At 72.5% G+C, this 23,179-nt stretch carries 20 protein-coding genes; 11 read left to right on the top strand and 9 right to left on the bottom strand.

Annotation, left to right across the window (positions count from 1 at the left end; all coding sequences use genetic code 11):
- Nucleotides 1-63: 63 nt before the first annotated feature.
- Nucleotides 64-2,076, bottom strand: a complete 2,013-nt coding sequence (locus ACPFP2_RS28120) for an endo-1,4-beta-xylanase (protein WP_424092994.1) — start codon at nucleotides 2,074-2,076, stop codon at nucleotides 64-66.
- A gap of 217 nt (nucleotides 2,077-2,293) precedes the next feature.
- On the opposite strand from ACPFP2_RS28120, the gene ACPFP2_RS28115 reads away from it, so the two are divergent.
- The 6 genes from ACPFP2_RS28115 to ACPFP2_RS28090 all read left to right on the top strand — a co-directional run bounded on the left by ACPFP2_RS28115 (nucleotide 2,294) and on the right by ACPFP2_RS28090 (nucleotide 7,674).
- Nucleotides 2,294-2,530 carry an HTH domain-containing protein gene (locus ACPFP2_RS28115; RefSeq protein ID WP_088978156.1) on the top strand — a complete coding sequence of 79 codons (237 nt, stop codon included), beginning with the start codon at nucleotides 2,294-2,296 and terminating at the stop codon, nucleotides 2,528-2,530.
- Complete coding sequence (locus tag ACPFP2_RS28110) at nucleotides 2,530-3,108, top strand: Clp protease N-terminal domain-containing protein (RefSeq protein WP_424092992.1); 579 nt, start codon at nucleotides 2,530-2,532, stop codon at nucleotides 3,106-3,108. The genes ACPFP2_RS28115 and ACPFP2_RS28110 overlap by 1 nt, the downstream gene beginning before the upstream one ends.
- 167 nt (nucleotides 3,109-3,275) lie before the next feature.
- A complete protein-coding gene (locus tag ACPFP2_RS28105) occupies nucleotides 3,276-4,283 on the top strand; it encodes a diacylglycerol/lipid kinase family protein (RefSeq protein WP_424092990.1) in 1,008 nt (335 codons plus the stop codon).
- Nucleotides 4,276-5,277, top strand: coding sequence for a YihY/virulence factor BrkB family protein (locus tag ACPFP2_RS28100; protein ID WP_424092989.1), 1,002 nt, complete (start codon nucleotides 4,276-4,278; stop codon nucleotides 5,275-5,277). Before ACPFP2_RS28105 ends, ACPFP2_RS28100 begins: the two co-directional genes overlap by 8 nt.
- 86 nt (nucleotides 5,278-5,363) lie before the next feature.
- Nucleotides 5,364-6,854, top strand: a complete 1,491-nt coding sequence (locus ACPFP2_RS28095) for a phosphatase PAP2 family protein (protein WP_424092987.1) — start codon at nucleotides 5,364-5,366, stop codon at nucleotides 6,852-6,854.
- Between the two features lie 10 nt (nucleotides 6,855-6,864).
- The gene (locus ACPFP2_RS28090; RefSeq protein ID WP_424092986.1) at nucleotides 6,865-7,674 is read left to right on the top strand and encodes an endonuclease/exonuclease/phosphatase family protein; all 810 of its coding nucleotides are present in this window, start codon (nucleotides 6,865-6,867) and stop codon (nucleotides 7,672-7,674) included.
- 149 nt (nucleotides 7,675-7,823) lie between these two features.
- On the opposite strand, the gene ACPFP2_RS28085 is transcribed toward ACPFP2_RS28090, so the two are convergent.
- Both ACPFP2_RS28085 and ACPFP2_RS28080 read right to left on the bottom strand, forming a co-directional pair.
- Nucleotides 7,824-8,684 (bottom strand): alpha/beta fold hydrolase, encoded by an 861-nt coding sequence (locus ACPFP2_RS28085; protein ID WP_424092984.1) that lies wholly within the window; start codon nucleotides 8,682-8,684, stop codon nucleotides 7,824-7,826.
- Nucleotides 8,681-9,643: a TIGR03557 family F420-dependent LLM class oxidoreductase gene (locus tag ACPFP2_RS28080; RefSeq protein ID WP_424092982.1), complete on the bottom strand. Its 963-nt coding sequence runs from the start codon at nucleotides 9,641-9,643 to the stop codon at nucleotides 8,681-8,683. Before ACPFP2_RS28080 ends, ACPFP2_RS28085 begins: the two co-directional genes overlap by 4 nt.
- A gap of 414 nt (nucleotides 9,644-10,057) precedes the next feature.
- On the opposite strand from ACPFP2_RS28080, the gene ACPFP2_RS28075 reads away from it, so the two are divergent.
- The gene (locus tag ACPFP2_RS28075; RefSeq protein WP_424092981.1) at nucleotides 10,058-11,431 is read left to right on the top strand and encodes a cellulase family glycosylhydrolase; all 1,374 of its coding nucleotides are present in this window, start codon (nucleotides 10,058-10,060) and stop codon (nucleotides 11,429-11,431) included.
- Between the two features lie 115 nt (nucleotides 11,432-11,546).
- Here ACPFP2_RS28075 and ACPFP2_RS28070 read toward each other — a convergent pair whose 3' ends face one another.
- The 5 genes from ACPFP2_RS28070 to ACPFP2_RS28050 all read right to left on the bottom strand — a co-directional run bounded on the left by ACPFP2_RS28070 (nucleotide 11,547) and on the right by ACPFP2_RS28050 (nucleotide 17,798).
- The gene (locus ACPFP2_RS28070; protein WP_424092979.1) at nucleotides 11,547-12,179 is read right to left on the bottom strand and encodes a hypothetical protein; all 633 of its coding nucleotides are present in this window, start codon (nucleotides 12,177-12,179) and stop codon (nucleotides 11,547-11,549) included.
- Between the two features lie 124 nt (nucleotides 12,180-12,303).
- Nucleotides 12,304-14,580: an alpha-galactosidase gene (locus ACPFP2_RS28065; protein ID WP_424092978.1), complete on the bottom strand. Its 2,277-nt coding sequence runs from the start codon at nucleotides 14,578-14,580 to the stop codon at nucleotides 12,304-12,306.
- Nucleotides 14,577-15,488 carry a carbohydrate ABC transporter permease gene (locus ACPFP2_RS28060; RefSeq protein WP_424092976.1) on the bottom strand — a complete coding sequence of 304 codons (912 nt, stop codon included), beginning with the start codon at nucleotides 15,486-15,488 and terminating at the stop codon, nucleotides 14,577-14,579. The genes ACPFP2_RS28065 and ACPFP2_RS28060 overlap by 4 nt, the downstream gene beginning before the upstream one ends.
- A complete protein-coding gene (locus ACPFP2_RS28055) occupies nucleotides 15,485-16,447 on the bottom strand; it encodes a carbohydrate ABC transporter permease (protein ID WP_424092975.1) in 963 nt (320 codons plus the stop codon). The genes ACPFP2_RS28060 and ACPFP2_RS28055 overlap by 4 nt, the downstream gene beginning before the upstream one ends.
- 22 nt (nucleotides 16,448-16,469) lie before the next feature.
- Nucleotides 16,470-17,798, bottom strand: coding sequence for an ABC transporter substrate-binding protein (locus tag ACPFP2_RS28050; RefSeq protein WP_424092973.1), 1,329 nt, complete (start codon nucleotides 17,796-17,798; stop codon nucleotides 16,470-16,472).
- A gap of 280 nt (nucleotides 17,799-18,078) precedes the next feature.
- Between ACPFP2_RS28050 and ACPFP2_RS28045 the strand changes: the two genes are divergently transcribed.
- The 3 genes from ACPFP2_RS28045 (at nucleotide 18,079) to ACPFP2_RS28035 (ending at nucleotide 22,011) form a co-directional block, all read left to right on the top strand.
- Nucleotides 18,079-20,130: a beta-galactosidase gene (locus ACPFP2_RS28045; protein WP_424092971.1), complete on the top strand. Its 2,052-nt coding sequence runs from the start codon at nucleotides 18,079-18,081 to the stop codon at nucleotides 20,128-20,130.
- Nucleotides 20,131-20,170: 40 nt separating this feature from the next.
- Entirely contained in the window at nucleotides 20,171-20,947 is a 777-nt protein-coding gene (locus tag ACPFP2_RS28040) for a DeoR/GlpR family DNA-binding transcription regulator (RefSeq protein ID WP_424092969.1), read from the top strand.
- A gap of 110 nt (nucleotides 20,948-21,057) precedes the next feature.
- Nucleotides 21,058-22,011, top strand: coding sequence for a sporulation protein (locus ACPFP2_RS28035; RefSeq protein WP_424092967.1), 954 nt, complete (start codon nucleotides 21,058-21,060; stop codon nucleotides 22,009-22,011).
- A gap of 61 nt (nucleotides 22,012-22,072) precedes the next feature.
- On the opposite strand, the gene ACPFP2_RS28030 is transcribed toward ACPFP2_RS28035, so the two are convergent.
- Nucleotides 22,073-22,453: a hypothetical protein gene (locus ACPFP2_RS28030; RefSeq protein WP_424092965.1), complete on the bottom strand. Its 381-nt coding sequence runs from the start codon at nucleotides 22,451-22,453 to the stop codon at nucleotides 22,073-22,075.
- A gap of 293 nt (nucleotides 22,454-22,746) precedes the next feature.
- On the opposite strand from ACPFP2_RS28030, the gene ACPFP2_RS28025 reads away from it, so the two are divergent.
- Nucleotides 22,747-23,154 carry a hypothetical protein gene (locus ACPFP2_RS28025; RefSeq protein WP_424092964.1) on the top strand — a complete coding sequence of 136 codons (408 nt, stop codon included), beginning with the start codon at nucleotides 22,747-22,749 and terminating at the stop codon, nucleotides 23,152-23,154.
- The last annotated feature ends 25 nt before the right edge of the window (nucleotides 23,155-23,179 follow it).

The following is a 23,179-nucleotide window of genomic DNA, read 5'->3' as shown; positions in this document are numbered from 1 at the left end:
TAACACCGGCGGGGCCACCTGCCGGGCGTCCGCCGATCGTGTCGGCGGACACCCGGCGGCCGGTCAGTCGACCGTGCAGGGCGTGCCGTCGACCTGGAAGGCGCCGGGACGGCCGTTCGCGCCGCTCCACCCCGCGAGGAAGCCGACGTCCACGCCCGGGCCCGGGGCGAGCCGACCGTTCCAGGCCGCGTTGCCGACCTCGACCGTCGCGCCCTCCTGCCGGTACGTGCCGTTCCACAACTGGGTGATCCGCTGGCCGTCCGGGAACGACCAGCGCAGCGTCCAGCCGGTCAACGGACGGTCGCCGGTGTTGGTGACCTTCACCGCGGCCTGGAAGCCGCCGGGCCACTGGCCGGTCACCGCGTACTGCACCCGGCAGGAGAAGACGCCGGTGCCGCCCGTGCCGGTCGGGGTGGGTGTCGGCGTGCCGGTGGGCGTCGGGCTCGGCGACGGGCTGCCGGTCGGCGAGGGCGAGACCGTGGGGGACGGGGTGGGGTCGATCCGGGACGGGTCGACGACCCCCCAGTACGCCGGCTTGGCCTGCAACTCGGTGTCGAAGAGCAGCGGCGCGTCCTTGCGGGCGACCGGGAAGCTGTCCAGCCAGGTGTCGTCGTCGGCGAGCCCCCAGAGGGTCACCGAGGTGATCTCGTCGGCGTAGCGGCGGTACAGGGCGAACAGGTCCCGGTAGCGCAGCGCCTGGGTGCGCAGCAGCTCCGCCGGCGGGCTCGGGTACGACTGGGAGTCGTCCGTGTAGATGCTCACGTCCATCTCGGTGATTTGCTGCTCCACCCCGAGCGGGACGAAGGTCCGCAGCATCGCCTCGGTCTCGGCGATCGACGGCCAGGCGACGTTGACGTGCATCTGGTGCCCCACCCCGTCGACCGGCACCCCCTCGGCCCGCAGCTGGGCGACCAGCGCGTACAGCTTGTCGCGCTTGGCCGGCACGTTGGTGTTGTAGTCGTTGACGTAGAGCTTCGCCGTCGGGGCCACCTCCCGGGCCACCCGGAACGCGGTGCGCAGGTAGTCCAGCCCGGTCAGCTCGTACCACCGGCTGCGGCGCAGTCCGTCGGCCTGACTCTCGTCGATCACCTCGTTGGCCACGTCCCAGGTGTCGATGGTGTCGCCGTAGCGGCCCACCACGGTGCGGATGTGCCCTTCCAGCCGGCTGAGCACCAGCTCCTTGTTGGCGGCGGTCGGGGTCATCGGCGCGCCGGTCGCGTCGGTGAAGACCCAGGCCGGGGTCTGCTGGTGCCAGAGCAGGGTGTGCCCGCGCACCGCCATCCCGTTGTCGGCGGCGAACCCGACCAGGGCGTCGGCGTCGGCGAACCGGAACTGCCCCTCCACCGGCTCGGTGGCGTCCCACTTGAGCGCGTTGCCGGGGGTGACCGAGGCGAAGTGCCGGCGCAGCAGGGTGGCGTGGTTCCCGATGATCTGCGGCATGCCGATCGCCGCGCCGATCGGGAAGTCGTCGGCGAGCACCTCGCGCAGGGCGGGAATGTCGGTCTGCACGGGCTTCGCCGGGACGTACGACAGGGTGAAGTCGTCGATGTGCAGCGCGGCCGTGCCGTCGGCGGTCTCCACGTACGCCGACAGGGCGTCCACGTCGTGCGCCAGGGTGTAGGTGCCGGTCAGCGCGACCCATCCGTCGGCGGTGACCGGGGTCGCGCCGACCACCTGGTCGTACGCGGCGGTGCCGCCGGTGTCGCGCTGGACGCTGAGCCGGGCCCGGGTGGCGGGTTCCCCGGCGGCGAGCCGGACGTGGACCGACAACGTGTAGCGGGTGCCCTTCTGCAGCTGGGCGAGCAGGTCCCGGGTGGGACCCTGCCAGCTCTGCGTCCGGCCGGTGGTCAGCAGGCTGCCGGCGCCGGAGTGCGCGGCGGCGGTGCTGGGCGTCACGCTCTCGCCGCCTCGGGCCCGCCAGCCCTCGGTGGTGCCGTCCTCGAAGGTGCTGCTCAGCACCACGACGGGGTCGGCGGCGTGGGCGGCCGGGGTGGGGGTGAGCGGGGCGACCGCGGCGACGGCGGCCAGGGTCAGTACGGCGAGGCCGGTCAGCGGGCGCGTCCTGATCGCGCGCATACGGGTGTCCTTCCGGAAGGTGGGGATGCGCCCGTCGTGGCCGGGAGGGCCGGCGGGGGACCGGCGCGCCGATCGCCGGCATGAGCCCGCATGCCGGTGGCGCGTGTCCTGGTCCCGCTGCCACCGCAGTTCGGCGGTGACAACCGTCGATGGTACGGCAAGCCGGTTGCGTCAACCGGGGTTGACACGACGGGATGTGTCAACGTAGGTTGACGGCATGAGTCAGGCGACGGAACTCGCGGCGGCAGCCGGCAGCACCGACCCCCGGGTCGGGCTCCGCGCGGTGCTCGCCCTGCGCCGGCTCCTCGAGCGGCTGGAGGTGGTCCAGGTGGACAACGCCCGTCGACAGGGCTGGTCCTGGCAGGAGATCGCCGACGCGCTCGAGGTCAGCCGGCAGGCGGTCCACAAGAAGCACGCCGGGCGACCGGCGGTCCGAAGCAGTGGGGAGGCGTGATGTTCGAACGGTTCACCGACCGGGCCCGCGCGGTGGTCCACCGCGCGCTCGACGAGGCCCGCGCCGACGGGCGGGGTCCGGTCGGCACGGAGCACCTGCTGCTGGCCGTCCTGGCCGACGGCGACGCGCTCGCCACCCGGGTGTTGGCCCAGGCCGGGGCGAACGCCGCCGACCTGCGCGCCCGGGTCGCCCGGCACACCGCGTCCGGGGCCAGCGGACTCGGCGAGGCCGACGCGGCGGCGCTGCGGCAGATCGGCATCGACCTCTCCGCGATCGTCGCCCGGATAGAGGAGTCCTTCGGCCCGGACGCGCTGCGCGAGGCCGCCCCGGCGCCCCGCCGCCGCTGGGGTCTGCGGCGCCACGACGGGGGACGCTTCTCGCCCCGGGCCCGCAAGGTGCTGGAACTCTCCCTGCGCGAGGCCCTGCGGCTGCGCCACCGCCACATCGGCACCGAACACCTCCTGCTCGGGCTGCTCCGCGAGGGCGGCGGGCCGGCCGCGCTGGTGCTCACCGAGGCCGGGCTGAGTTTGGACGACCTGCGCCGCCGGGTCGAGACGGCGCTGCGCACGGCGGCCTGAGCCGGGTCCGGCGCCGACGCGGAGCGCCCCGACCCGGGCGGGACCGGTCAGCCGTCCGCGGGCGGGCGCGCCGACCGGTCCCGCCCGCCCTGAAACCTGATTGCGGTGATTGCAACGTCGGTCGCCGTCGGCTCGCTGACCGGCCCGAGTTGCTGCACACTTGCGCCGTGGATGGTGGAGATGACAAGCGCCCGGTGACCGCTGACGACCGCGCGCCGCGCTCGGCGGTGGTGGTGAATCCCACCAAGGTGACCGATCTCGACGAGTTCCGCCGGACGGTGAACGACGCCCTGGCCGCCGCCGGCTGGCCGCAGCCGGTCTGGTACGAGACCACGGCCGAGGACCCGGGCCGGGGACAGACCGAGCAGGCCGTGCGCGACGGGGCCCGGGTCGTCTTCGCCTGCGGCGGCGACGGCACCGTGATGGCCTGCGTGAGTGGGCTGGTCGGCACCGACGCGGCGCTGGCCGTGCTGCCCCAGGGCACCGGCAACCTGCTCGCCGCCAACCTGGGCCTCTCCAACGACCTGGCCGCCGGGCTGGAGGTCGCCGTCGAGCGCGGCATGCGCCGGCTCGACGTCGGCGCGGTCGGTGACCAGTACTTCGCCGTGATGGCCGGAATGGGCTTCGACGCCCAGATGCTCCAGGACACCTCGGAGACCACGAAGGCGCGGATCGGCTGGCCGGCGTACGTCGTCGGGGCCGCCAAGCACCTGCGGGACCGACCAATGCGGGTCACCGTCGCCATCGACGACGAGCCACCGCTGCGTCGCCGCGCCCGTTCGGTGCTGATCGCCAACGTCGGCCGGCTCCAGGGCGGGGTGCGCCTGCTCACCGACGCCGAGCCGGACGACGGCTGGCTCGACGTGGCCGTGCTCACCCCCCGTACGCTGCGGCACTGGCTCGCGATGGGGTGGGCGCTGGTGCGCCGCCGCGGCAGCGTGCCCCGGATGGAGGTCTTCCGCGCCCGCCGGGTGGAGATCACCAGCAACCGGGCCCAGCCCCGGCAGCTCGACGGCGACCTGATCGAACCGGGGCGCTCGCTCAAGGCCGAGGTCCGGCCCGAGTCGCTCTGGCTCTGCGTGCCGCGACCCGAGCGGGCCCCGGACCTCACGGTGGACGCCGACGCGGCGGCGAGGCGCGGCGAGAAGCTGGTCGAGGAGGCGCGCCGTGAGTAGCACCAGACTCGTCCCCGAGACCCGGCTGATGTCGGAGGAGGAACTCTCCGCCGACGACGCCTGGCACACCCTGCGCCGCCACGGCGGCTGGTGCCTGCTGCGCGACGCGTTCATCCGGTTCCGCTACGGCGACGGCTTCAGCCACTCCCGGGCCTTCGCGTTGCAGCTCTGCCTCGCCGTGGTGCCCTTCATGATCGCGCTGACCGGCCTCATCACCGAGCTGGGCGTGGAGGAGGGCGGTCAGGTCGTCGCGGACACCGTGCTGGCCCTCACCCCCGGCCAGAGCGAGGAGGTGGTCCGCGAACTGCTCGGCGAGGGCGACCGCGTCGAGCGGGCCGGTGAGGTGGCGCTGAGCCTCGGCCTGCTCACCGGGCTGGTCGCGCTCACCGCCACCATGGCCCAGATCGAACGCGGCGCCAACCGGATCTACGGCGTGGAGCGCGACCGGCCCGCGCTGTGGAAGTACGTCCGGGCCGCGATCCTCGCCGTGGCCGCCGGCCTGCCGGCGCTGGCCGGCTTCCTCATCCTGGTCGGCGGCGGGGCGATGGGCGACTCCGTCGAGCGGCACTACGAGTGGGGCGACCTCGCCGCCGGCGCCTGGGACGTCGTCCGCTGGCCGCTGAGCCTCGGGCTGACCGTGCTCGCCGTGGCGGTGATCTTCCGGCACGCGCCCCGACGCAACCAGCCCGGCCTGTCCTGGCTCTTCTTCGGCGCCGGCATCGCCACCGCCCTGTGGTGGCTGGCCAGCCTGCTGCTCGCCGCGTACGTGAAGTTCGGCGGCGGGTTCGGCCAGACCTACGGCGCGCTGGCCGGCATGATGGCCCTGCTGCTCTGGGCCAACCTGACCGGCATGGCGCTCTTCGGTGGCCTGGCCTTCGCGGCCCAGTTGGAGGCGATGCGGATCGGGGTGCGGGAGCCGGCCCAACCCGACCTCTGGGAGCCCGAGGCCGAGCGGGAGGCGCTCTACGACACCGGTGACATGACCTCGCTCTGACCCGGAGTGCGCCCGGAACGTGCCCGGAGTGTACGCGGAACGCCGATCGGGTACTGCGCCTCGCCAGGAGCGAGAGGGAGGCTGCCGTGAGCGCGGTCAAAGAGGTGTTGCGACGACCCCTTGGTCATTTCACCGAGCGGACGCTCGCCGGTCTGGCGCTGGTGCTCGGCGCCGGCGTCGGATTCGGTCTGCTGCTCGTGCTGGTCCGGGTCCGGTGGACCCCGCTCTACGACGTCGACCACGGCGTCGCCGCCTGGCTCAACGACCTGGTCGCCCCGCACGGGCCGCTGGTCACCGTGCTCAACGCCCTCACCGACCTGGGCGGCCGGGCGGTGATCATCTGGTTGGTCTCGGTCGCCGTGATCGGCCTGCTGATCCGTCGGCAGGGCCGCCTCGCGGTCTTCCTGATCGTCACCGGCCTCGGCGCGCTGATCCTCGACCCGGCGCTCAAGACCCTGGTCGACCGGTTGCGCCCCGAGGTGGAGGTGCCGATCGGCACCTACGCCGGGGACAGCTTCCCCAGCGGGCACGCTCTGGGCTCCTTCGTCGCGTACGGGGCGCTGCTGCTGGTCTTCCTGCCGGCGATGTCCCGCCGCTGGCGCAAGCCGGCGATCGCCCTGGTCGCCACGCTCGTGTTCCTGATCGGCCTGACCCGCATCGCGCTGGGCGTGCACTTCGTCTCCGACGTGCTCGGGGCCTGGCTGCTCGGCGCGGCCTGGCTCGGCGTCACCGCGTACGCCTTCCGGCTGTGGCGGCTGGAGCGCGGCCGGCGGGTCCCGTCGCTGACCGAAGGGCTGGAGCCGGAGGCCGCGCACGAGGTGGCGCCCGCCCCCGACGAGGCGCACCTGCTGCCGCACCCCCGGGCCGCCGTCTTCGAGCTGCTGGTCGGCTGGGTGCTGGTGCTCGGCGCGCTGTACGGCTTCGGCATGTTCGTCAGCTACTACGCCGGCGGCACCTTCTTCGCCACCCTCGACACCGACGTGCCGCGCTGGTTCGCCGAGCACCGCACCCCGGGCCGGGACGACTTCAGCTACTGGTGGAGCAAGGCCGGCGACACCCACGCCATCCTGCTCATCTCGCTGGTCTTCTGCCCGCTGGTGCTCGCGGTGTGGCGGCGCTGGCGTCCGGTGCTCTTCGTGGCGCTGGCCATGTTCGGCGAGCTGAGCCTCTTCCTCGCCTCCGCCGCGGCGGTGGACCGGCCGCGCCCGCCGGTGGGCAACCTGGACGGCCCGATGCCGACCTCGTCGTTCCCGTCCGGGCACATCGCCGCCACGATCTGCGTATGGCTCGCCGTCACGCTGATCGTCTTCCCGCGCACCGACCGGTGGTGGCGGTGGATCTTCGTGGCGCTCGCGGTGATCATGCCGGTGGGGGTGGCGGTCTCCCGGATGTACCGGGGCATGCACCATCCGACCGACTTCATGGGCGCGATCCTGCTCAGCGCGCTCTGGATCGGACTGCTCTACTGGGTGGTCCGACCCAACGAGGACCTGCGCGAGGGCAACCGGCCGGCCATCGAGTCCGAGCAGGTCGGCGAGCTGGACGACGAGCTGGCCAAGGCCGGCCGGGCGGACTGACGGGTCGACCGTGCTGCGGGTGATGAGCTGGAACATCAGGACCGGCGGTCGGGACCGGGGCGGTGCCGACCGGTTGGGCCTGGTGACCGGCCTGGTCGCCGCCGAGCGCCCCGACCTGCTGGCGCTGCAGGAGTTGCGCGACCTCGACCGGGGCGGGCTGCTCGCCGACGTCGCGGGCCGGGTGGGGATGCGTCCCCACCTGGCCCGGTCCTGCTTCGGGCAGCCCGTCGCCGTGCTGGTCCGCCCGCCGCTGCGGGTGCGCCACGCCGGCCGGGTGCGCCGCCCCTTCCACCACGCCGCCGCCCGCGTCGTCGTGGACACCTCGGCGGGACCGCTGACCGTGTTCAGCACCCACCTGAGTCCGTACTCGGGGGGCCGGCGGCGGCTGGAGGCCGACTGGCTGGCGGCGGCCGTCCGGCGTGCCGGTGGGGAGCTGACGTTGCTCGCCGGTGACCTGAACACCCTCGACCCGGCCGTCGACCACACCGCCCGGCTGGCCGGCCTGCCGGCGCACTACCGCCGTCGCCACCTGCGCCGCGACGGCCGTACCGTCGACACCCGCGCGGTGTCCCGGCTGCTGGCGGCCGGCCTGGTCGACCTCTGGCCGCTGCGGGCCGGCGCCGCCACCGACGCCGACGGGCTGACCGTGCCGACCCGGCACGGCGGGGCGGAGTTCTCCGGGATGCGGCTGGACTACCTGCTCGGCACCACGCGGGTCGCCGCCCTCACCCGGCAGGTGCGGGTGGTGCGTGGCGGGGACGCCGACCACGCCTCGGACCACTACCCGGTCGTCGCGGAGCTGGAGCTGGACCCGGCCTGACCCGGCTGGACCCGGCTGGACCCGGCTCAGAGCACGAGGTTGAGCAGGACGGTCAGCACCACCGAGGCGAGGACCGAGAAGAGGATCATCAGCAGGCAGCCGAGGCCACCACCGGCGGGCCGGATCTCCGTGTTGCCGATACGCATGGGTTACCTCGTCAGGGTCGGGGCGAGCAGGGTGCGGATCGCGTCGGCCACCTCGCGGGGCGCGGTGGTCGCGACGTTGTGCGCGGCGCCGGGCACGGCCAGCGGGTGGGCGCGGGGGACCAGCCGGGCCACCTGGGAGCGCCAGGCCGGCGGTACGACGGGGTCGCGGGACCCGGTCACCACGAGGGTCGGCGCGGTGACCCGGACCAGGTCCTCCTCGACCGGGTGGTGGACCGAGTGGGCGAGGGTGGCGTACACCCGCCAGGGGCGGGCGTCCCACACGTCGCGCAGCAGGATCGGCGCCTGCAACGGCGCTTCCCGCACGGTGTCGACCAGCCAGCGGCCGAACAGCCCCCGGCGGGACCGGGCGGCCGGGTCGCTGGTCGGGCCGGCGAGCACCAGGGCGCGTACCGCGTCGGGCCGGCGGGCGGCCAGCGCGGCGGCGACCTCCGCGCCGAACGAGTGGCCGACCAGGCAGACCGGCGGCAGCCGGTACGCGGCCAGCCAGGACGCCAGGAACGCGGCGTGCTGCCGGGCGTCGTACGCCCGACCGGGCCGTTCGGTCAGCCCGAAGCCGGGCAGGTCCGGCACGTACACCGGATGGGTGGCCGACAGCGCGACGGCCAGCGGGGTGAGGTAGCGGTGCGAGACGGCCAGCCCGTGCACCAGCACCACCGGGGGAGCGTCGCCGCCCGGGTCGGCCGCCCGGCGGGTGTGCGCACGCAGCCCGTCGATCAGCCGCCACTCGCTGGTCAGGCCGGCGGCGGGCCGGGGCGCGGCCAGGGCGAGCCGCAGTTCCGAGGCTCCGAAGCGCCCCGGAGCGCTGGGTCGGGGTGCGGCGCGTCCCGACGCGGTCGGTCTCACAGTTCGCGCAGTCGGGGCAGCAGTTCCTCCTGCGCCCAGTCCAGGAACATCGGCTGGCTGTCGCCGCCCACCTGCACGATCGCCACGTGGGTGAAGCCGGCGTCGACGAACTTCTTGAACGCCTCGACGTGGGCGTCCACGTCCGGGCCGCAGGTGATGCCCTCGGCGACGTCGGACTCGCGGACGTACTGGGTGGCGGCGGCGAACGCCTCCGGTGCGGGCAGGTCGGCGTTGACCTTCCAGCCCATTCCGAACCAGCGGAACTGGTCGTGCACGATCTTGCGGCACTCGGCCTCGTCGGGGCCGTAGCAGATCGCTACCTGGCCGTAGCGGGGCTGGCCGACGCCGCCCGCGTCGTCGTAGAGCTGGATGATCCGGGGGTCGGGCTCGGTGGCGACGATGCCGTCGGCGTACTCGGCGGCGAGCGCGGCCGACGACGGCCCGGAGGCGGCGACGGCCATCGGCACGGGTCGATCAGGACGATCCCAGACGTACGCCTCCGGCACGTCGTAGTGGTTGCCCGAGAAGCTGAGCGTCTCGCCGTTGAGCAGCGGCCGGATGATCTGCAATGCCTCCTCGAACATCTCGTGCCGCTGCTGCACGTGTGGCCACGCGCCGACGACGTGCTCGTTGAGGTTCTCCCCGGCGCCCAGGCCGAGGGTGAACCGGCCGTCGGAGAGCGCCCCGACGGTGCTGGCCTTCTGGGCGACGACGGCCGGGTGGTAGCGGCGGATGGGGCAGGTCACGAAGGACATCAGTTCGGCCCGGCCGGTGGCGTGCGCGACCGCGCCGAGCACCGACCAGGCGTACGGGGAGTGGCCCTGCGAGTCCAGCCACGGGTAGTAGTGGTCGGAGATCACCAGCTGGTCGAAGCCGGCCGCCTCCGCCCGCACCGCGTAGTCGACCAGCTGTTTCGGACCGGCCTGCTCGCACATCAGGGTGTAGCCGACGTTGACCATGCTGGTTGTCTCCTTCCGCCCGGCGATCGTCACCGGATACCCCGACCGGCGGTGGCCAACCCTGCTGTCCGGTTCGCGCGTCCTGCCGCTCCGACGGCGGCTCGCCGCAGGTGGATCCTTGACGCAGGCACGGGCCCGGTCTAGGGTCCCGCTTAACCGGTTCAGACCGGCGGCGTCACATCCTGTGGTGGGGATGACCGCCCCTGTGGCGGCCCACGGTCGGCGTGGGCCGCCACAGGAGATCCCTGGTGAACAGGTGGCGAACTTAACCGGTTGCTTTCCCCGACCCATCGTCCTACGCTGATCCCTGCGCGACCGGGGAGTCGGGCGGCGGCTGCCGGGCTACAGCCGTCCGCCACCGTCACCACCACTCACCCCACCAGGGCACGGGGTCGACACTTCCTGAGGAAAACCATGAGAAAGCGACTCTGGGTCGCCGGCGTTGCCCTGCTCACCGCCCTCGCCGCCGTCTTCGCCTTCGGCCAACCGGCGCACGCCGCGGCCGGGTTCACCGTCTCCGGCGGCAAGCTCTACGACGCCAACGGGGCCGAGTTCGTCATGCGCGGCGTCAACCACGCGCACACCTGGTACCCGCAGCAGACCAGCTCCTTCGCCAACATCAAGGCCCTCGGCGCGAACACCGTCCGGGTGGTGCTGGCCAGCGGCGACCGCTGGACGAAGAACAGCGCCGCCGACGTCAGCAACGTGATCTCCCTGTGCAAGGCCAACCGGCTGATCTGCGTGCTGGAGGTGCACGACACCACCGGCTACGGCGAGCAGAGCGGCGCGATCACCCTGGACCGCGCGGTCGACTACTGGCTCAGCATCGCCAGCGCCCTGCAGGGCCAGGAGAAGTACGTCATCGTCAACATCGGCAACGAGCCGTACGGCAACCAGGGCTACGGCACCTGGGCCACCGACACCGCCAACGCGATCAAGCGGCTGCGCGCCAACGGCATCTCCCACACGATCATGGTGGACGCCCCCAACTGGGGCCAGGACTGGTCCTTCACCATGCGCGACAACGCCGCCTCGGTGTTCAACGCCGACCCGCAGAAGAACACCGTCTTCTCGATCCACATGTACGGCGTCTTCGACACCGCCGCCGAGGTCAGCGACTACCTGGGCCGGTTCCGCAGCGCCGGACTGCCCATCGTGGTCGGCGAGTTCGGCCACAACCACTCCGACGGCAACCCCGACGAGGACGCCATCCTGTCGTACAGCCAGGCCAACGGGATCGGCTACCTGGGCTGGTCGTGGAGCGGCAACGGCGGCGGCGTCGAGTACCTGGACATGGCCGTCAACTTCGACCCGAACAACCTGAGCAGCTGGGGCCAGCGGATCTTCAACGGCCCGAACGGGATCAAGCAGACCGCCCGGGAGGCGTCGGTCTACGGCAGCACCCCGCCGACCAGCCCGGCCCCCACCTCGCCCGCGCCGACCTCTCCGGCACCCACCTCCCCGGCACCCACCACGCCGCCGCCCAGCGGTGGCTGCACCGCCACCTACACCATCGTCAACTCGTGGCAGGGCGGCTTCCAGGGCGAGGTCAGGGTGACCGCCGGCAGCGCCGCCATCACCGGCTGGACGACGAAGTGGACCTTCGCCAACGGTCAGTCGGTCAGCCAGTCCTGGAACGCCACGGTCAGCGGCAGCGGGTCCTCGTACACCGCCCGCAACGTCGACTACAACGGCCGGCTCGGCGCCGGCGCGAGCACCAGCTTCGGCTTCATCGGCAGCTGGAACGGCACCAACTCCGTCCCCGCGGTGACCTGCGCCGCGAGCTGAGCACCCCCACCGGTGGCCGGGTCCGCGCGGACCCGGCCACCACCCTTCCGGGTACGACCCCGAGGAGGCCCGCATCGGCTGTGGCCGCGGGCCTTACGGGACCGCCGAGACGGGCTCACTCGCCGGATCGGCGGGACTCCTCCCAGGCCCGGTACGCGTCACGTGCCCGCACGACCGCCTCCGCCACCGCGAAGGCCTGCCGCCACCCTCGCTCGTCGAGTTCGTCATGGCTTCGGAAATAGGCGAAGAACCAGCCGTCGACGACCTCGGCGCTCGCCGGCCGATCGTGCTCGTTGAGCAGCGCGACCAGCTCGTCGGTCATGAACACGCGGGCACCGGCGTGCTCGGAGGTACGTGCGAACAGCGCGAACTTCTCACCCTCGAAGACGTCGGTGCCGACGATGGCGGCGGGCTGCACCCCGCCCCGGCGGCCGGGACGGAAGGTGAGCCGGGGAGGCTCCACGTCCAGGTGGGCCGCGAGGAGACGCACCAGCAGCATCCCCTGACCACGTGGTTGCCGGGTGTGCGTGGCTACTTCGAAGGACAGGCCACCGGCCGGCCACTGCACCCGGTGCATCGTGCGGGCGTGGGGATTCGGGACGAAGATCGAGCCCGGCAGCAGCCGTGCCGGTGCCTCCGGCTCGACCGCCAGGTCGTTGGCCCGGGCGAACGCCACCAAGCGGACCAGCCGCCCCGCGCTGCGGCGCTCGCCCACGTCACCGAGCACCTCGATCATGTCGGGGCTCACCCAGCACACGTTAGTGGCGTGACGCGACGGCGGAACGGGATGCCGGGATGATCAAGCTGCGCCTGTCTCGCTGCACGTCGGCGGTCATGGCGGGACCGTGCCCGTAGTCGTGCGACGCACGCCCTCAGTCGACCGCGACGGCCTCCAGCAGCAGGGCCTGCTCCGGGTGCAGGGCCGGCAGTTGGAGCCCCACCGACCCGAGCGCCGCCCCGCCGAGCGTCACGCCCGCCGGCAGCCAGCCCGGTTCGGTCAGCTGCAGCACCGCCGGCTCCGGCGCGTCCTCGGGCAGGCGCACGGCGTACCGGCGGGACGGGTCGAGCCCGGGCAGCCGGACCGCCCCGGGGACCTGCGCGGCGGAGGTGGTCAGCCGGGACACGGCGTACACCGCGTGGGAGCGGTCGTGGGCGACGACGCCGTGCGCCTGCACGGCCGGGTCCGGGTGGTCGACCCGGACCACCCGGCCGGCGTGCAGCAGCGGGCGCAGCCGCTTGTGCAGCGCCACCCAGGCGGCCAGCTCGGCCCGGTCGGCGGCGCTGATCGAGCCGATGTCCCACTCGATGCCGTGGTGGCCGAAGAGCGCGGTGACCGCGCGGAAGCCCAGGTCGTGCACCCGGTGGGTGGTGTGCGAGCGTTCCGGTCCGATGTGGGTGCCGACCAGCTCCGGCGGGAGCAGCAGCCCGGTCCAGCGCTGGATCGACAGCCGCTCCAGGGCGTCGTTGCAGTCGCTGGCCCAGACCCGGTCGGTGCGGCGCAGGATCTCCAGGTCGACCCGGGCCCCGCCGGAGGAGCAGCTCTCGATCTCCACCCCCGGGTGCCGGCGGCGCAGCTCGTCCAGCAGCCGGTACACGGCGACGGTCTGCGCGTGCACCCCGGGCCGGCCGGCGTGCCCCGCCTCGGTGAGGTCCCGGTTGTGGTCCCACTTCAGGTACGCGATGCCGGGGTGCCCGGCCAGCAGCGTGTCGAGGCGGTCGAGCAGGTGCGCGTACGCCTGCGGGTGGGCCAGGTCGAGCACCTGCTGGTGCCGCCACTCGGGCGGCAGCCGCCCGGGGGCCTGGAGCACCCAGTCGGGGTGGGCGCGGAACAACTCCGAGTCGGGGTTGACCATCTCCGGTTCGACCCAGAGCCCGAACTGCATCCCGTGCCCGCGTACGTGGTCGATGAGCGGTTGCAGCCCGTCCGGCCAGACCTCGTCGTCGACGTGCCAGTCGCCGAGCCCGGCCCGGTCGTGGCGCCGGCCGCGGAACCAGCCGTCGTCGAGGACGAACCGTTCCACGCCCACCTCGGCGGCCCGGTCGGCGAGGGCCGTCAGCCGGTCCAGGTCGTGGTCGAAGTAGACCGCCTCCCAGACGTTGAGGGTGACCGGCCGGGGTGTGCGGGGGTGCTCGGGGTGGGCCCGCAGGTGGGTGTGGAGCACGTCGCTGAGCCCGTCCAGCCCGGCGGTCGAGTGCACCGCGTAGAGCAGGGGAGTGGCGTACTCCTCGCCGGGGGCGAGCACGATCTCGCCGGGCGTGAGCAGTTCGCCGCCGCCCAGGGTGGACTCTCCGGTCGGGCGGCGCTCGGCGACGGTCACGTGGTCGCCGCTCCACGCGGTGTGCACCGCCCACAGCTCGCCGTGGCCGAAGCCGAAGCCGGCGGTGCCCGCCACCAGCAGCAGCGTCGCGTCGTGTCCGGTCCGCCCGTGCCGGCCCTCGCGGACCCAGGCGCCCATCGGCCACGGATGCCGCTGCGGCGCGCGTTCCCGGCACCAGCGGCCGGTCAGGTCGAGCAGTTCGGTGGCGACCGCCGGCACCGGCAGCACCGGCGTCAGCTCACGCAGCTCGTAGGGGCGCTCGCCGTCGTTGCGCAGCCGGTGCCGCAGCGTCAGCAGGCCCGCCGGGTCCAGCGTGATCTCGACGGTCAGCGTCAGCCCGGCGGCCGGGTCCGACGCCCGCACCGTCACCCGCGCCGCGCCGGGCCCGTCCCCGGCACCGTCGGCATCGGATACGACCACCGCGTCACCGTCGGCGGCCGGGTGGCCCGGCTGCGGGGTGGCCACCTGACCGTCGCCCCGGCCCGCGGTGCTCCCGCCCGAGGACTCACCCGGCCGGTGCGCCGGGGCGTCGTCGACCACGTCGATCCCGTCGAGCCGGAAGGCGGTGGACCAGTCCCGCCCGTCGCGGTGCCCGGCCAGCCCGGGCCGGCCGCTCCAGCCGGCGCTCGCCTCGGGCAGCAGCGACAGCACGGTCGGCGCGTCGAAGCTGCTCGGCACCACCGGCGGGACGGTCGCCGCGACCAGGGCGGGCAGGTCGTCGGCGGGCACCGGCCCGAGGTCGGCGCCCCAGTGCACGACCCGGGGCAGGCCCTCGCCGCGCGCGTCGAGCACCAGGCCGGTCCGCGCGCGGCGCAGGTGGACGATCGTCATCCCTTGGACGCTCCCAGGGTCAGGCCCCGGACGAACTGCTTCTGCAACAGGAAGAAGACCACCAGGGTGGGGATCGCGACCAGCACCGAGCCGGCCGAGACGAGGTTGTTGTCGGTGAAGAACTCGCCACGCAGGTTGTTCAGCGAACTGGTCACCGGGAACTTGTCGCCGGTGCGCATCAGCACGGTGGCCCAGAAGAACTCGTTGTAGATCCAGGTCACCTCCAGGGTGGCCAGCGCCGCCAGGGCCGGCCGGCACAGCGGCATGGTGACCTGCCAGTACTGCCGCCAGATGCTCGCCCCGTCGACCATCGCCGCCTCGTACAGGTCGCGGGGGAGCGCCTTCATGTAGTTGCTGAGCACGAAGACGCAGAAGCCGCACTGGAAGGCCACGTTGACCAGGATCAGCCCCCAGTAGCTGTCGTAGAGCAGCTCCGAGTCGCTCATGAACGCCGGCAGCGGCACCTCGGTGAAGATCCGGAACAGCGGGATCAGCAGGGCCTGCTGGGGCAGCAGGTTCGCCGCGGTGAAGAGGCCGAGCAGGATGATGTTGAGCTTCCAGCTGAACCGGGCGATCACGAACGCCACGCAGGAGGCGAGGAAGAGCGTCAGCAGCACCGCCGGGACGGTGATGTACAGCGAGTTGAGGAAGTGCTGGCCGAACTCCGCGGTCCGCCAGGCGGTCACGTAGTTGTCGAACGTCCAGCCGCCGAGGGAGACGTACCCGTTGGCGGCGGTGTAGTCGTACGACCGCAGCGAGGTGAGCACCGCCCAGACGATCGGAAAGAGCCAGCCGAGCGCCATCGCGCCCAGGAACACGTGCAGCACCACCCGGGCGGGTCGCAGCGGCGCCCGGCGGGGCGTGGGCGCGCCGGCCCCCGGCTCACGGGTCAACGTCGTGGCGCTCATCGCCGGTCCTCCCTCATGACGACGGCCAGGTAGACGGTGATGAAGACCAGCGAGATGATCAACATGATCGTCGCCAGCGCCGAGCCGAAGCCGATCCGGCTGGCCTCACCGACCACGTTCGAGGTGACCAGGGCGGAGATCAGTTCCAGCCCGTTGCGTCCCTTGTTGATGACCCAGACCAGGTCGAACGCCCGCAGCGACTCGATCACCGTCACCACCAGCACGATGATGTTGATGGGCCGCATCACCGGGAAGACCACCCGGAAGAACGTGCTGGCCTCCGAGGCGCCGTCGACCGACGCGGCCTCCCGCAGCGACGGGTCGACGCCCTTCAGCCCGGCCAGGTAGAGCAGCATGATGTAGCCGACGTGCCGCCAGCCGGCGGCGAAGAGCACCGCCCAGATGTTGACGTCCGGATCGCCGTACCAGTCGGTCTGGGTGCCCAGGACGGCGTTGAGCAGGCCCTGGTCGCGGGAGTAGATCAGCTGCCAGACGAAGCCGATCAGCGCCAGCGAGAGCACCACCGGCAGGTAGAGCGCCGTCTGGTAGAAGCGGCTGCCCCGGATCTCCTTGTCGAGCAGGACGGCCAGGAACATGCCGATCGGGGTGGCGACCACGAAGAGCGCCGCCAGCCACAGCAGGTTGTTCTGGATCGCCGGCACGAACGGCGGATAGATGTTGACCACGTCGGAGTAGTTGCGGCCGCCCACCCACTCGATCTCGCTAAGGGGGCCGATGCCGTCCCAGTTGGTGCCGGAGAGCGCGACGGTGGCCAGCGCCGGCAGCCAGACCAGGCCGACCACCAGCAGCAGTGGTACGAGCACCATCAGCGTGATCACCACGCGGTCGGTGCGGGACAGGAGCCGTAGCCGGCGGCCGCGACCACCACCCGTGGAGGTGGTGGTCGCAGCCGGCGACGGCACGGCGCGATCCGCTTGGATCAGGGGCAGGTCGGACACGGCGGTCCTCCCCCTCTCGCCGTCAGCTGGTGAAGATCGACTTCTTCTGGTTCTCGATGCTGTTGACCAGTCCGTCGACGTCGTTGGGGTTCTTGATGAACTGCTGGAGCGCCGGGATGATCACAGTGGAGGCGAAGTCCGGGCGGGTGTCCCGGTCGAGGAACTGGGCGATCTCGGTGGCCGAGCCGACCAGTTCGGCCGCCTTCTTCTGCAGCGCGGTGTAGCCGCTGGTGTCGGCGCCGCTGTTGGCGACCAGGGTGCTCGGGTCGTTCTTCACCGTGATGTCCGCGGCCTCCTTGGAGCCCACGTACTCCAGCAGCTTCCTGGCGTTCGCCTCGGACTTCGGCTTGCGGGCCATCATGTAGCCGTCGATCGGCGCGTCCAGGGCCTTGGCCCCGATCGCCGGGTCGATCTCGGGGAAGGTGAAGAAGTCCAGGTCGTCCTGCTCGTCGTTGCTGAACTGCTGGGCGACGAAGAGGCCGAGCAGGTACATGCCGGACTTCTTCTGCTGCAACGACTGCGCGGCCTCCTGCCAGGTGCGGCCCAGGCTGTCGGGCTGGTGCAGCGGGAGCAGGCCCCGCCAGGAGTCGAAGACCTTCTTGACCTTGTCGGAGGTCCAGGCCTCCTTGCCGGCCATCAGGTCGACGTGGAACTGGTAGCCGTTGATGCGCAGGTTGAGGATGTCGAAGGTGCCCATCGCCGGCCAGCCGTCCTTGTCGGCGAAGGCGATCGGGTTCAGGCCGTCCTTCTTCATCTGCGCGCCGAGGGCGTTGAGCTCGTCGAGCGTCTTCGGCACCTGGTAGCCGCGCTGCTGCCACACCGACTTGCGGTAGAACATCGCCCACGGGTAGTACGAGCTCGGCACGAAGTACTGCTTGCCGTCGTCGCCGGTGGACGCCTTCTTGAAGGCGTCGGAGTAGCCGGAGAGCTTGCCCCAGACGTCGCTGACGTCGCCGGCCAGGCCCTTGGCCGCGAAGAACCGCATCCGGTAGCCGGCGAACCACATGAACACGTCGTCCGGCTTGCCCTGCAGGTAGTTGTTGATGTTCTCCTGGTAGGTGTTGTGGTCCACCGTGTTGATGGCGGGCTCGATGCCGGACGAGGTCTTGAACCCGTCCATCACCTTGGCGATGACCGCCTTCGGGTTCGGGTCGGACTGGTTCGAGCCGACCGAGACGGTCTTGCTGTCGGCGCCCGACTCGGAGTCGGAGCCGCAGCCGGCCAGCAGGCCGGTGCCGAGCAGCGCGCCCGCGCCGGCCGTGCCGGCGAGCAGACGACGGCGCCCGATGCCGGCGACGGACGGCGGAACGAGTCGGGCCAGGTACTCGGCCTCGGTACGGGGACGGGACATGGTGCCTCCTGCGGATGAAGAGGTGCTGCGCCCAAGGGTCGTCAGAGGTGGCGGGGGCCGGTGTCCGCGAATGCCAACACGGATCTCACCGAGATCCAACATTGGCAAACACAAACTGCCGGTGGCGGTTGAAGCTACCCCTCCGCGCGGCGCTGTCAAGAGGGCAGGTTGGGATCGATACCGCAGTGTTTCCAACGCAGTCTCGGTGGTAAACGTTGGAAACTTCGGTGATGTTGGAAAGTGTTGACTTGGCGGGCCGGGAGGGGCACGCTCTGCTCTCATGCGACAGCAGGGCACCTGGCAGGGCGACGGCATCTACTACGGCGCGGACTACAACCCGGAGCAGTGGCCCGAGGAGGTCTGGGCCGAGGACGTGGCGCTGATGCGACAGGCCGGCGTGGACCTGGTCTCGGTCGGGATCTTCACCTGGGCGTTGCTCGAACCGGCCCCCGGCCGGTACGAGTTCGGCTGGCTGGACCGGGCCCTCGACGTCCTGCACGACGGCGGCGTCCACGTCGACCTGGCCACCGCCACCGCCAGCCCGCCACCGTGGCTGGCCCACCGGCACCCCGAGACGCTGCCCCGCACCGCCGACGGGACGGTGCTGTGGCCCGGCGGCCGGCAGGCGTACTGCCCCAGCTCGCCGATCTTCCGCGAGCGCTCGCTCGCCCTGGTCGAGGCGGTCGCCCGCCGGTACGCCGGGCATCCCGCCGTGGTGATGTGGCACGTCTCCAACGAACTGGGCTGCCACAACGTGCACTGCTACTGCGACGTCAGCGCCCAGGCGTTCCGCGGCTGGCTGCGCGGGCGCTACGGCGACCTGGAGCGGCTCAACGACGCCTGGGGCACCACCTTCTGGAGCCAGCGCTACCACGACTGGGACGAGATCAACCCGCCGCGCACCGCGCCGACCTTCGCCAACCCGACCCAGCAGCTGGACTTCCTGCGCTTCTCCTCCGACGAGCAGCGCGCCCAGCTACGCGCCGAGCGCGAGGTGCTGAAACGGCTGGTCCACCAGCCGGTCACCACGAACTTCATGATCGGCACCGGGATCAAGCACATGGACTACCACTCCTGGGCCACCGACGTGGACGTGGTCTCCAACGACCACTACCTGACCGCCGCCGACCCGCAGTCGCACCTCGGGCTGGCGCTGGCCGCCGACCACACCCGGGGCGTGGCCGGCGGTGACCCGTGGCTGCTCATGGAGCACTCCACCAGCGCGGTGAACTGGCAGCCCCGCAACGTCGCCAAGACCCCCGGCCAGCTGCGCCGCAACAGCCTCGCCCACGTCGCGCGCGGCGCCGACGGGGTGCTCTTCTTCCAGTGGCGGGCCTCCCGGGCGGGGGCGGAGAAGTTCCACTCCGCGCTGGTGCCGCACGCCGGCCCGGACACCAAGGTCTTCCGCGAGGTCTGCCGGCTCGGCGCCGACCTGAAGGCCCTCGCCGAGGTGCGGGGCAGCCGGGTCGAGGCCGAGGTGGCGATCCTGTTCGACTTCCAGGCGTGGTGGGGCGTCGAACTCGACTCGCACCCCAGCGTCGACGTCACCTACGCCGACCGGGTCGAGGCGCTGTACCGCTCGCTGTGGCGGGCCGGCGTCACCACCGACGTCGTGCACCCGTCGACCGACCTCAGTCGCTACAAGCTGGTCCTGGTGCCCACGCTCTACCTGGTGCGCGACGCCGACGCCGAGGCGCTGCACCGGTACGTCGAGGCCGGCGGCACCGCGCTGGTGACGTACTTCAGCGGGATCGTCGACGAGCACGACCACATCCGGCTCGGCGGCTACCCGGGCGCGTTCCGCGAGCTGCTGGGCATCCGTACCGAGGAGTTCTTCCCGCTGCGCCACGGCGAGGCGGTACGCCTCGACGACGGCGCCACCGCCGACGTCTGGACCGAGTGGCTGCACCCGGAGGGCGCCGAGGTGCTCGCCTCGTACACCGACGGGCCGTTGCCCGGTGTGCCGGCTCTGACCCGGCACCGGGTCGGCGCCGGCGCGGCCTGGTACGTCGGCACCCGGCTGGACGAGGCGGCCACCGACCGCCTGGTGGCCCGGCTGCTCGCCGAGTCCGGGGCGCGCCCCCCGGTGGCCGGGGCGCCGTCCGGGCTGGAGGTGGTGCGCCGCCGTGCCGAGGACCGCTCCTGGCTCTTCGTGGTCAACCACACCGACGCGGAGGTCCGCCTGGACGTCGCCGGCACCGAGCTGCTCACCGGCACGCCCTGCGCCGGCGAGCTGCGGGTGGCGGCCGGTGAGGTGGCCGTGGTCCGGGAGGAGCGGGCAGCCGTGGGAGCGACCCCAGCGAATGAGCCGCACCCGGCCACGGTGGCCTGAGCTGCGTACTGTTTCCCCGTCCGCCCGGTTAGGAGGTTCGATGCTCGCCCAGCAACGGCAGAGCGCCATCCTGGAGCTGATCCGGCAGCGCGGCGGCGTGCGCGTCAGCCACCTGGTCAGCCGCTTCGGGGTCTCCGACATGACGATCCGGCGGGACCTGGAGGTGCTGGCCGAGCGGGGGCTGGTCGACAAGGTGCACGGCGGCGCGACCCTCGCCGGCCCCGGCTCCGCCGAGGAGCCCGGCTTCGCGGCCAAGTCGATCCGCCAGCAGGCGGAGAAACGGGCCATCGTGGAGCGGGCCGCGAGCCTCGTCGAACCCGGGATGGCGGTGGCTCTCTCCGCCGGTACGACCACCGCCGCGCTGGCCAACCGGCTGGCGGAGGTCCGGGGGTTGACCGTGGTGACCAACTCGATCCCGGTCGCCGACGCGCTCTACCAGAACCCCCGCGCCGATCAGACGGTCGTGCTGACCGGCGGCATCCGCACCCCGTCGGACGCGCTGACCGGGCCGGTGGCCGAGGCGGCGATCGGCTCGCTCAACGTCGACCTGCTCTTCCTCGGCGTGCACGGCATGAGCCCGCGCACCGGCTTCACCACCCCCAACCTGCTGGAGGCGGCGGTCAACCGGCGGCTGATCGGCGCCGCCCGCCGGCTGGTCGTGCTCGCCGACCACACCAAGTGGGAGACCATCGGCATCGCCACCATCGCCCCGCTGGAGGCGGCGGACGTGCTGGTCACCGACGGCAGGCTGCCGGCGGAGGGGCGCCGCCAGATCGGCGAGCAGGTCGGTGAGCTGATCGTCGTCGACGTCGACTGACCTGGCCCGGCCGCGCCTCCCAGGCAGTTCCCAGCAGGTCCGGCTAGGGTGCCCGGGGAAACCGTGCGTGCTCCACGGTGGAGCACGCCCACCGTGAAGCGGGAGTTCCGATGGTCTTCAAGAAGATGCTGAGCGCGTTCGGCGTGGGTGGGCCCAGCGTCGACACGGTCCTGGCCAACCCGAACACCCGGCCCGGCCTGACCCTGGACGGCCAGGTGAACCTGGTCGGCGGGGACGCGGCGTCGAACATCGAGCAGATCACCGTGGCCCTGGTGACCCGGGTCGAGATCGAGGGCGGCGACACCGAGTACGCCGGCATCATGGAGTTCCAGCGGACGGCGGTCAGCGGCCCGCTCCAGCTCGCGGCGAAGCAGCAGCTGTCGATCCCGTTCCAGCTGCCGGTGCCGTGGGAGACCCCGATCACCGACGTCTACGGCCAGCGCCTGCACGGCATGACGATGGGGCTGCGTACCGAGCTGGCCATCGCCCGGGCGGTCGACAAGAGCGACCTGGACCAGGTCAACGTCCACCCGCTGCCGGTGCACGAGCGGATCCTGGAGGCATTCCAGCGGCTCGGCTTCCGGTTCAAGGTCGCCGACCTGGAGCGCGGCCACATCCGGGGCACCCAGCAGACGCTGCCGTTCTACCAGGAGATCGAGTTCTTCGCCGCGCCGCAGTACGCGCAGACCATCACCGAGGTGGAGGTGACCTTCGTGACCACCCCGCACGGTGTCGAGGTGGTCCTGGAGTGCGACAAGCGCGGTGGCTTCCTCAGCGCCGGGCACGACACCTTCGGCCGCTACCAGGTCTCGCACGCCGACGCCGACCGGCTCGACTGGACGTCCGTCGTCGACGGCTGGCTGCGGGAGACCACCTCCCGCTACGGCAGCCTGCGCGCCTCCGGCTTCGGCGCCCCGCACGGCCACGGCCACCGGGGGCACGGCATGGGCGGCATGGTCGCCGGCGCGGCGCTCGGTGTGGCCGGCGGCATGATCGCCGGCGAGATGATCGAGGATGCCGTCGAGGGTGACTTCGCCGAGGACTGGGGCGGCGACTTCGAGTGACGACGACGGTGGCCCCCGGGACGGATCCCGGGGGCCACCGCGCTGATGGTGATCTCGTCGGTCAGTGGCGGGCCTTGCGCTCCTCGCCGCTGCGGAAGTTGCTGCCGGCCTTGGCCAGGCCCCGGCTGCCGAGGTAGCCGATGGTCAGCAGCGTGATGAAGAACCATGCCTGCGGGGCGCGGAAGATGTCCACCCCGACCGAGTTCTTGCCGACCAGGTACGACGCGGCCAGCATGCCGATCACCGACGCGACGTAGACCCAGAATTCGGTCGTCGCGAACGACGGCTTGGTCTCCGTACCGGGGGCCTGCATCACCTGCTCCCGGTGCCCGTCGTGCATCATCGGCATCGGACGGGTCGGCGCCTCGTTCATGGCGGCGCGGTTGGGCATGTCCTGCATCGGCCGGTTGGCGGCCCTGGTGGATGCAGCCTGCGTGCTCATCTGGTCCTCCTCAGGATTTGATGAGTACCTGCACTCCCTCGCCCCGCTACCGCGTATCGGCCACGGCACGGTTCGCGTTCTGTGGCGGGGGCACCCTGGGTCTACCCGAGCGGTCCGGAGAGGTAACACCCACGGCTGCCCGGATAGTTGGCGGATTTCCCGGGCCCGGCCGCCGCCCGCGCGGCGTGCCCCGCCCGGGGCACGCCGTCCCACCTCGCCGAGGGGCCGACGGTTTGCCCCGCCGGCCGTCGGGCACGCAGCACGATCCGCGATATCTCTGCGAGGTGATGGACGTGCGTGACGACGACAGGATGCGGGAGTCCACCCGCCGTGCCGAGGAGCGGCTCACCGCCGGTGTGTACGGCGAGGGCGCCCTGGACGAGGTGACGACGCCGCAGACGGACGTGAACCGGGTACTCCAGGACGAGGACCCGGACGACCCGGCCCACGTGCCGGTCGACCCACAGGTGCTGCGCGACGGTGGCCCCACCCGTGGTCAGGGTGCGATCACCACCACCGGCGGCACCGCCGGCCCGGCCAGCGTGCGTCGGCTGGCCCGGCAGCCGGAGCGGCATCCGGGCGTGGTGGCCCCGACCACCACCGGCGACGCCACCACCGGTGGCATGAGCACCCCGTCCGGCGGCTCCACCAGCGACGCCTCCGCCACGGGCGCCCAGGTCGGCAACTTCACCGAGGACTGACCCGCCACCCTCCCGCCTGGGGCGG

It is taken from the genome of Micromonospora citrea (assembly GCF_049629545.1).
GTDB classification, from domain to species: domain Bacteria; phylum Actinomycetota; class Actinomycetes; order Mycobacteriales; family Micromonosporaceae; genus Micromonospora; species Micromonospora citrea_A.
The sequence above is the reverse complement of the archived record's forward strand: the minus strand, read 5'-3'. Positions and strand labels throughout refer to the sequence as shown.

Bases quoted from the DNA above. Each gene is read 5' to 3' on its own strand.
- ACPFP2_RS28120 (WP_424092994.1), bottom strand. From the start codon at position 2,076: ATGCGCGCGATCAGGACGCGCCCGCTGACCGGCCTCGCCGTACTGACC.
- ACPFP2_RS28075 (WP_424092981.1), top strand. From the start codon at position 10,058: ATGAGAAAGCGACTCTGGGTCGCCGGCGTTGCCCTGCTCACCGCCCTC.
- ACPFP2_RS28080 (WP_424092982.1), bottom strand. From the start codon at position 9,643: ATGGTCAACGTCGGCTACACCCTGATGTGCGAGCAGGCCGGTCCGAAA.
- ACPFP2_RS28110 (WP_424092992.1), top strand. From the start codon at position 2,530: ATGTTCGAACGGTTCACCGACCGGGCCCGCGCGGTGGTCCACCGCGCG.
- ACPFP2_RS28030 (WP_424092965.1), bottom strand. From the start codon at position 22,453: ATGAGCACGCAGGCTGCATCCACCAGGGCCGCCAACCGGCCGATGCAG.
- ACPFP2_RS28065 (WP_424092978.1), bottom strand. From the start codon at position 14,580: ATGACGATCGTCCACCTGCGCCGCGCGCGGACCGGCCTGGTGCTCGAC.
- ACPFP2_RS28035 (WP_424092967.1), top strand. From the start codon at position 21,058: ATGGTCTTCAAGAAGATGCTGAGCGCGTTCGGCGTGGGTGGGCCCAGC.
- ACPFP2_RS28040 (WP_424092969.1), top strand. From the start codon at position 20,171: ATGCTCGCCCAGCAACGGCAGAGCGCCATCCTGGAGCTGATCCGGCAG.
- ACPFP2_RS28045 (WP_424092971.1), top strand. From the start codon at position 18,079: ATGCGACAGCAGGGCACCTGGCAGGGCGACGGCATCTACTACGGCGCG.
- ACPFP2_RS28060 (WP_424092976.1), bottom strand. From the start codon at position 15,488: ATGAGCGCCACGACGTTGACCCGTGAGCCGGGGGCCGGCGCGCCCACG.
- ACPFP2_RS28050 (WP_424092973.1), bottom strand. From the start codon at position 17,798: ATGTCCCGTCCCCGTACCGAGGCCGAGTACCTGGCCCGACTCGTTCCG.
- ACPFP2_RS28115 (WP_088978156.1), top strand. From the start codon at position 2,294: ATGAGTCAGGCGACGGAACTCGCGGCGGCAGCCGGCAGCACCGACCCC.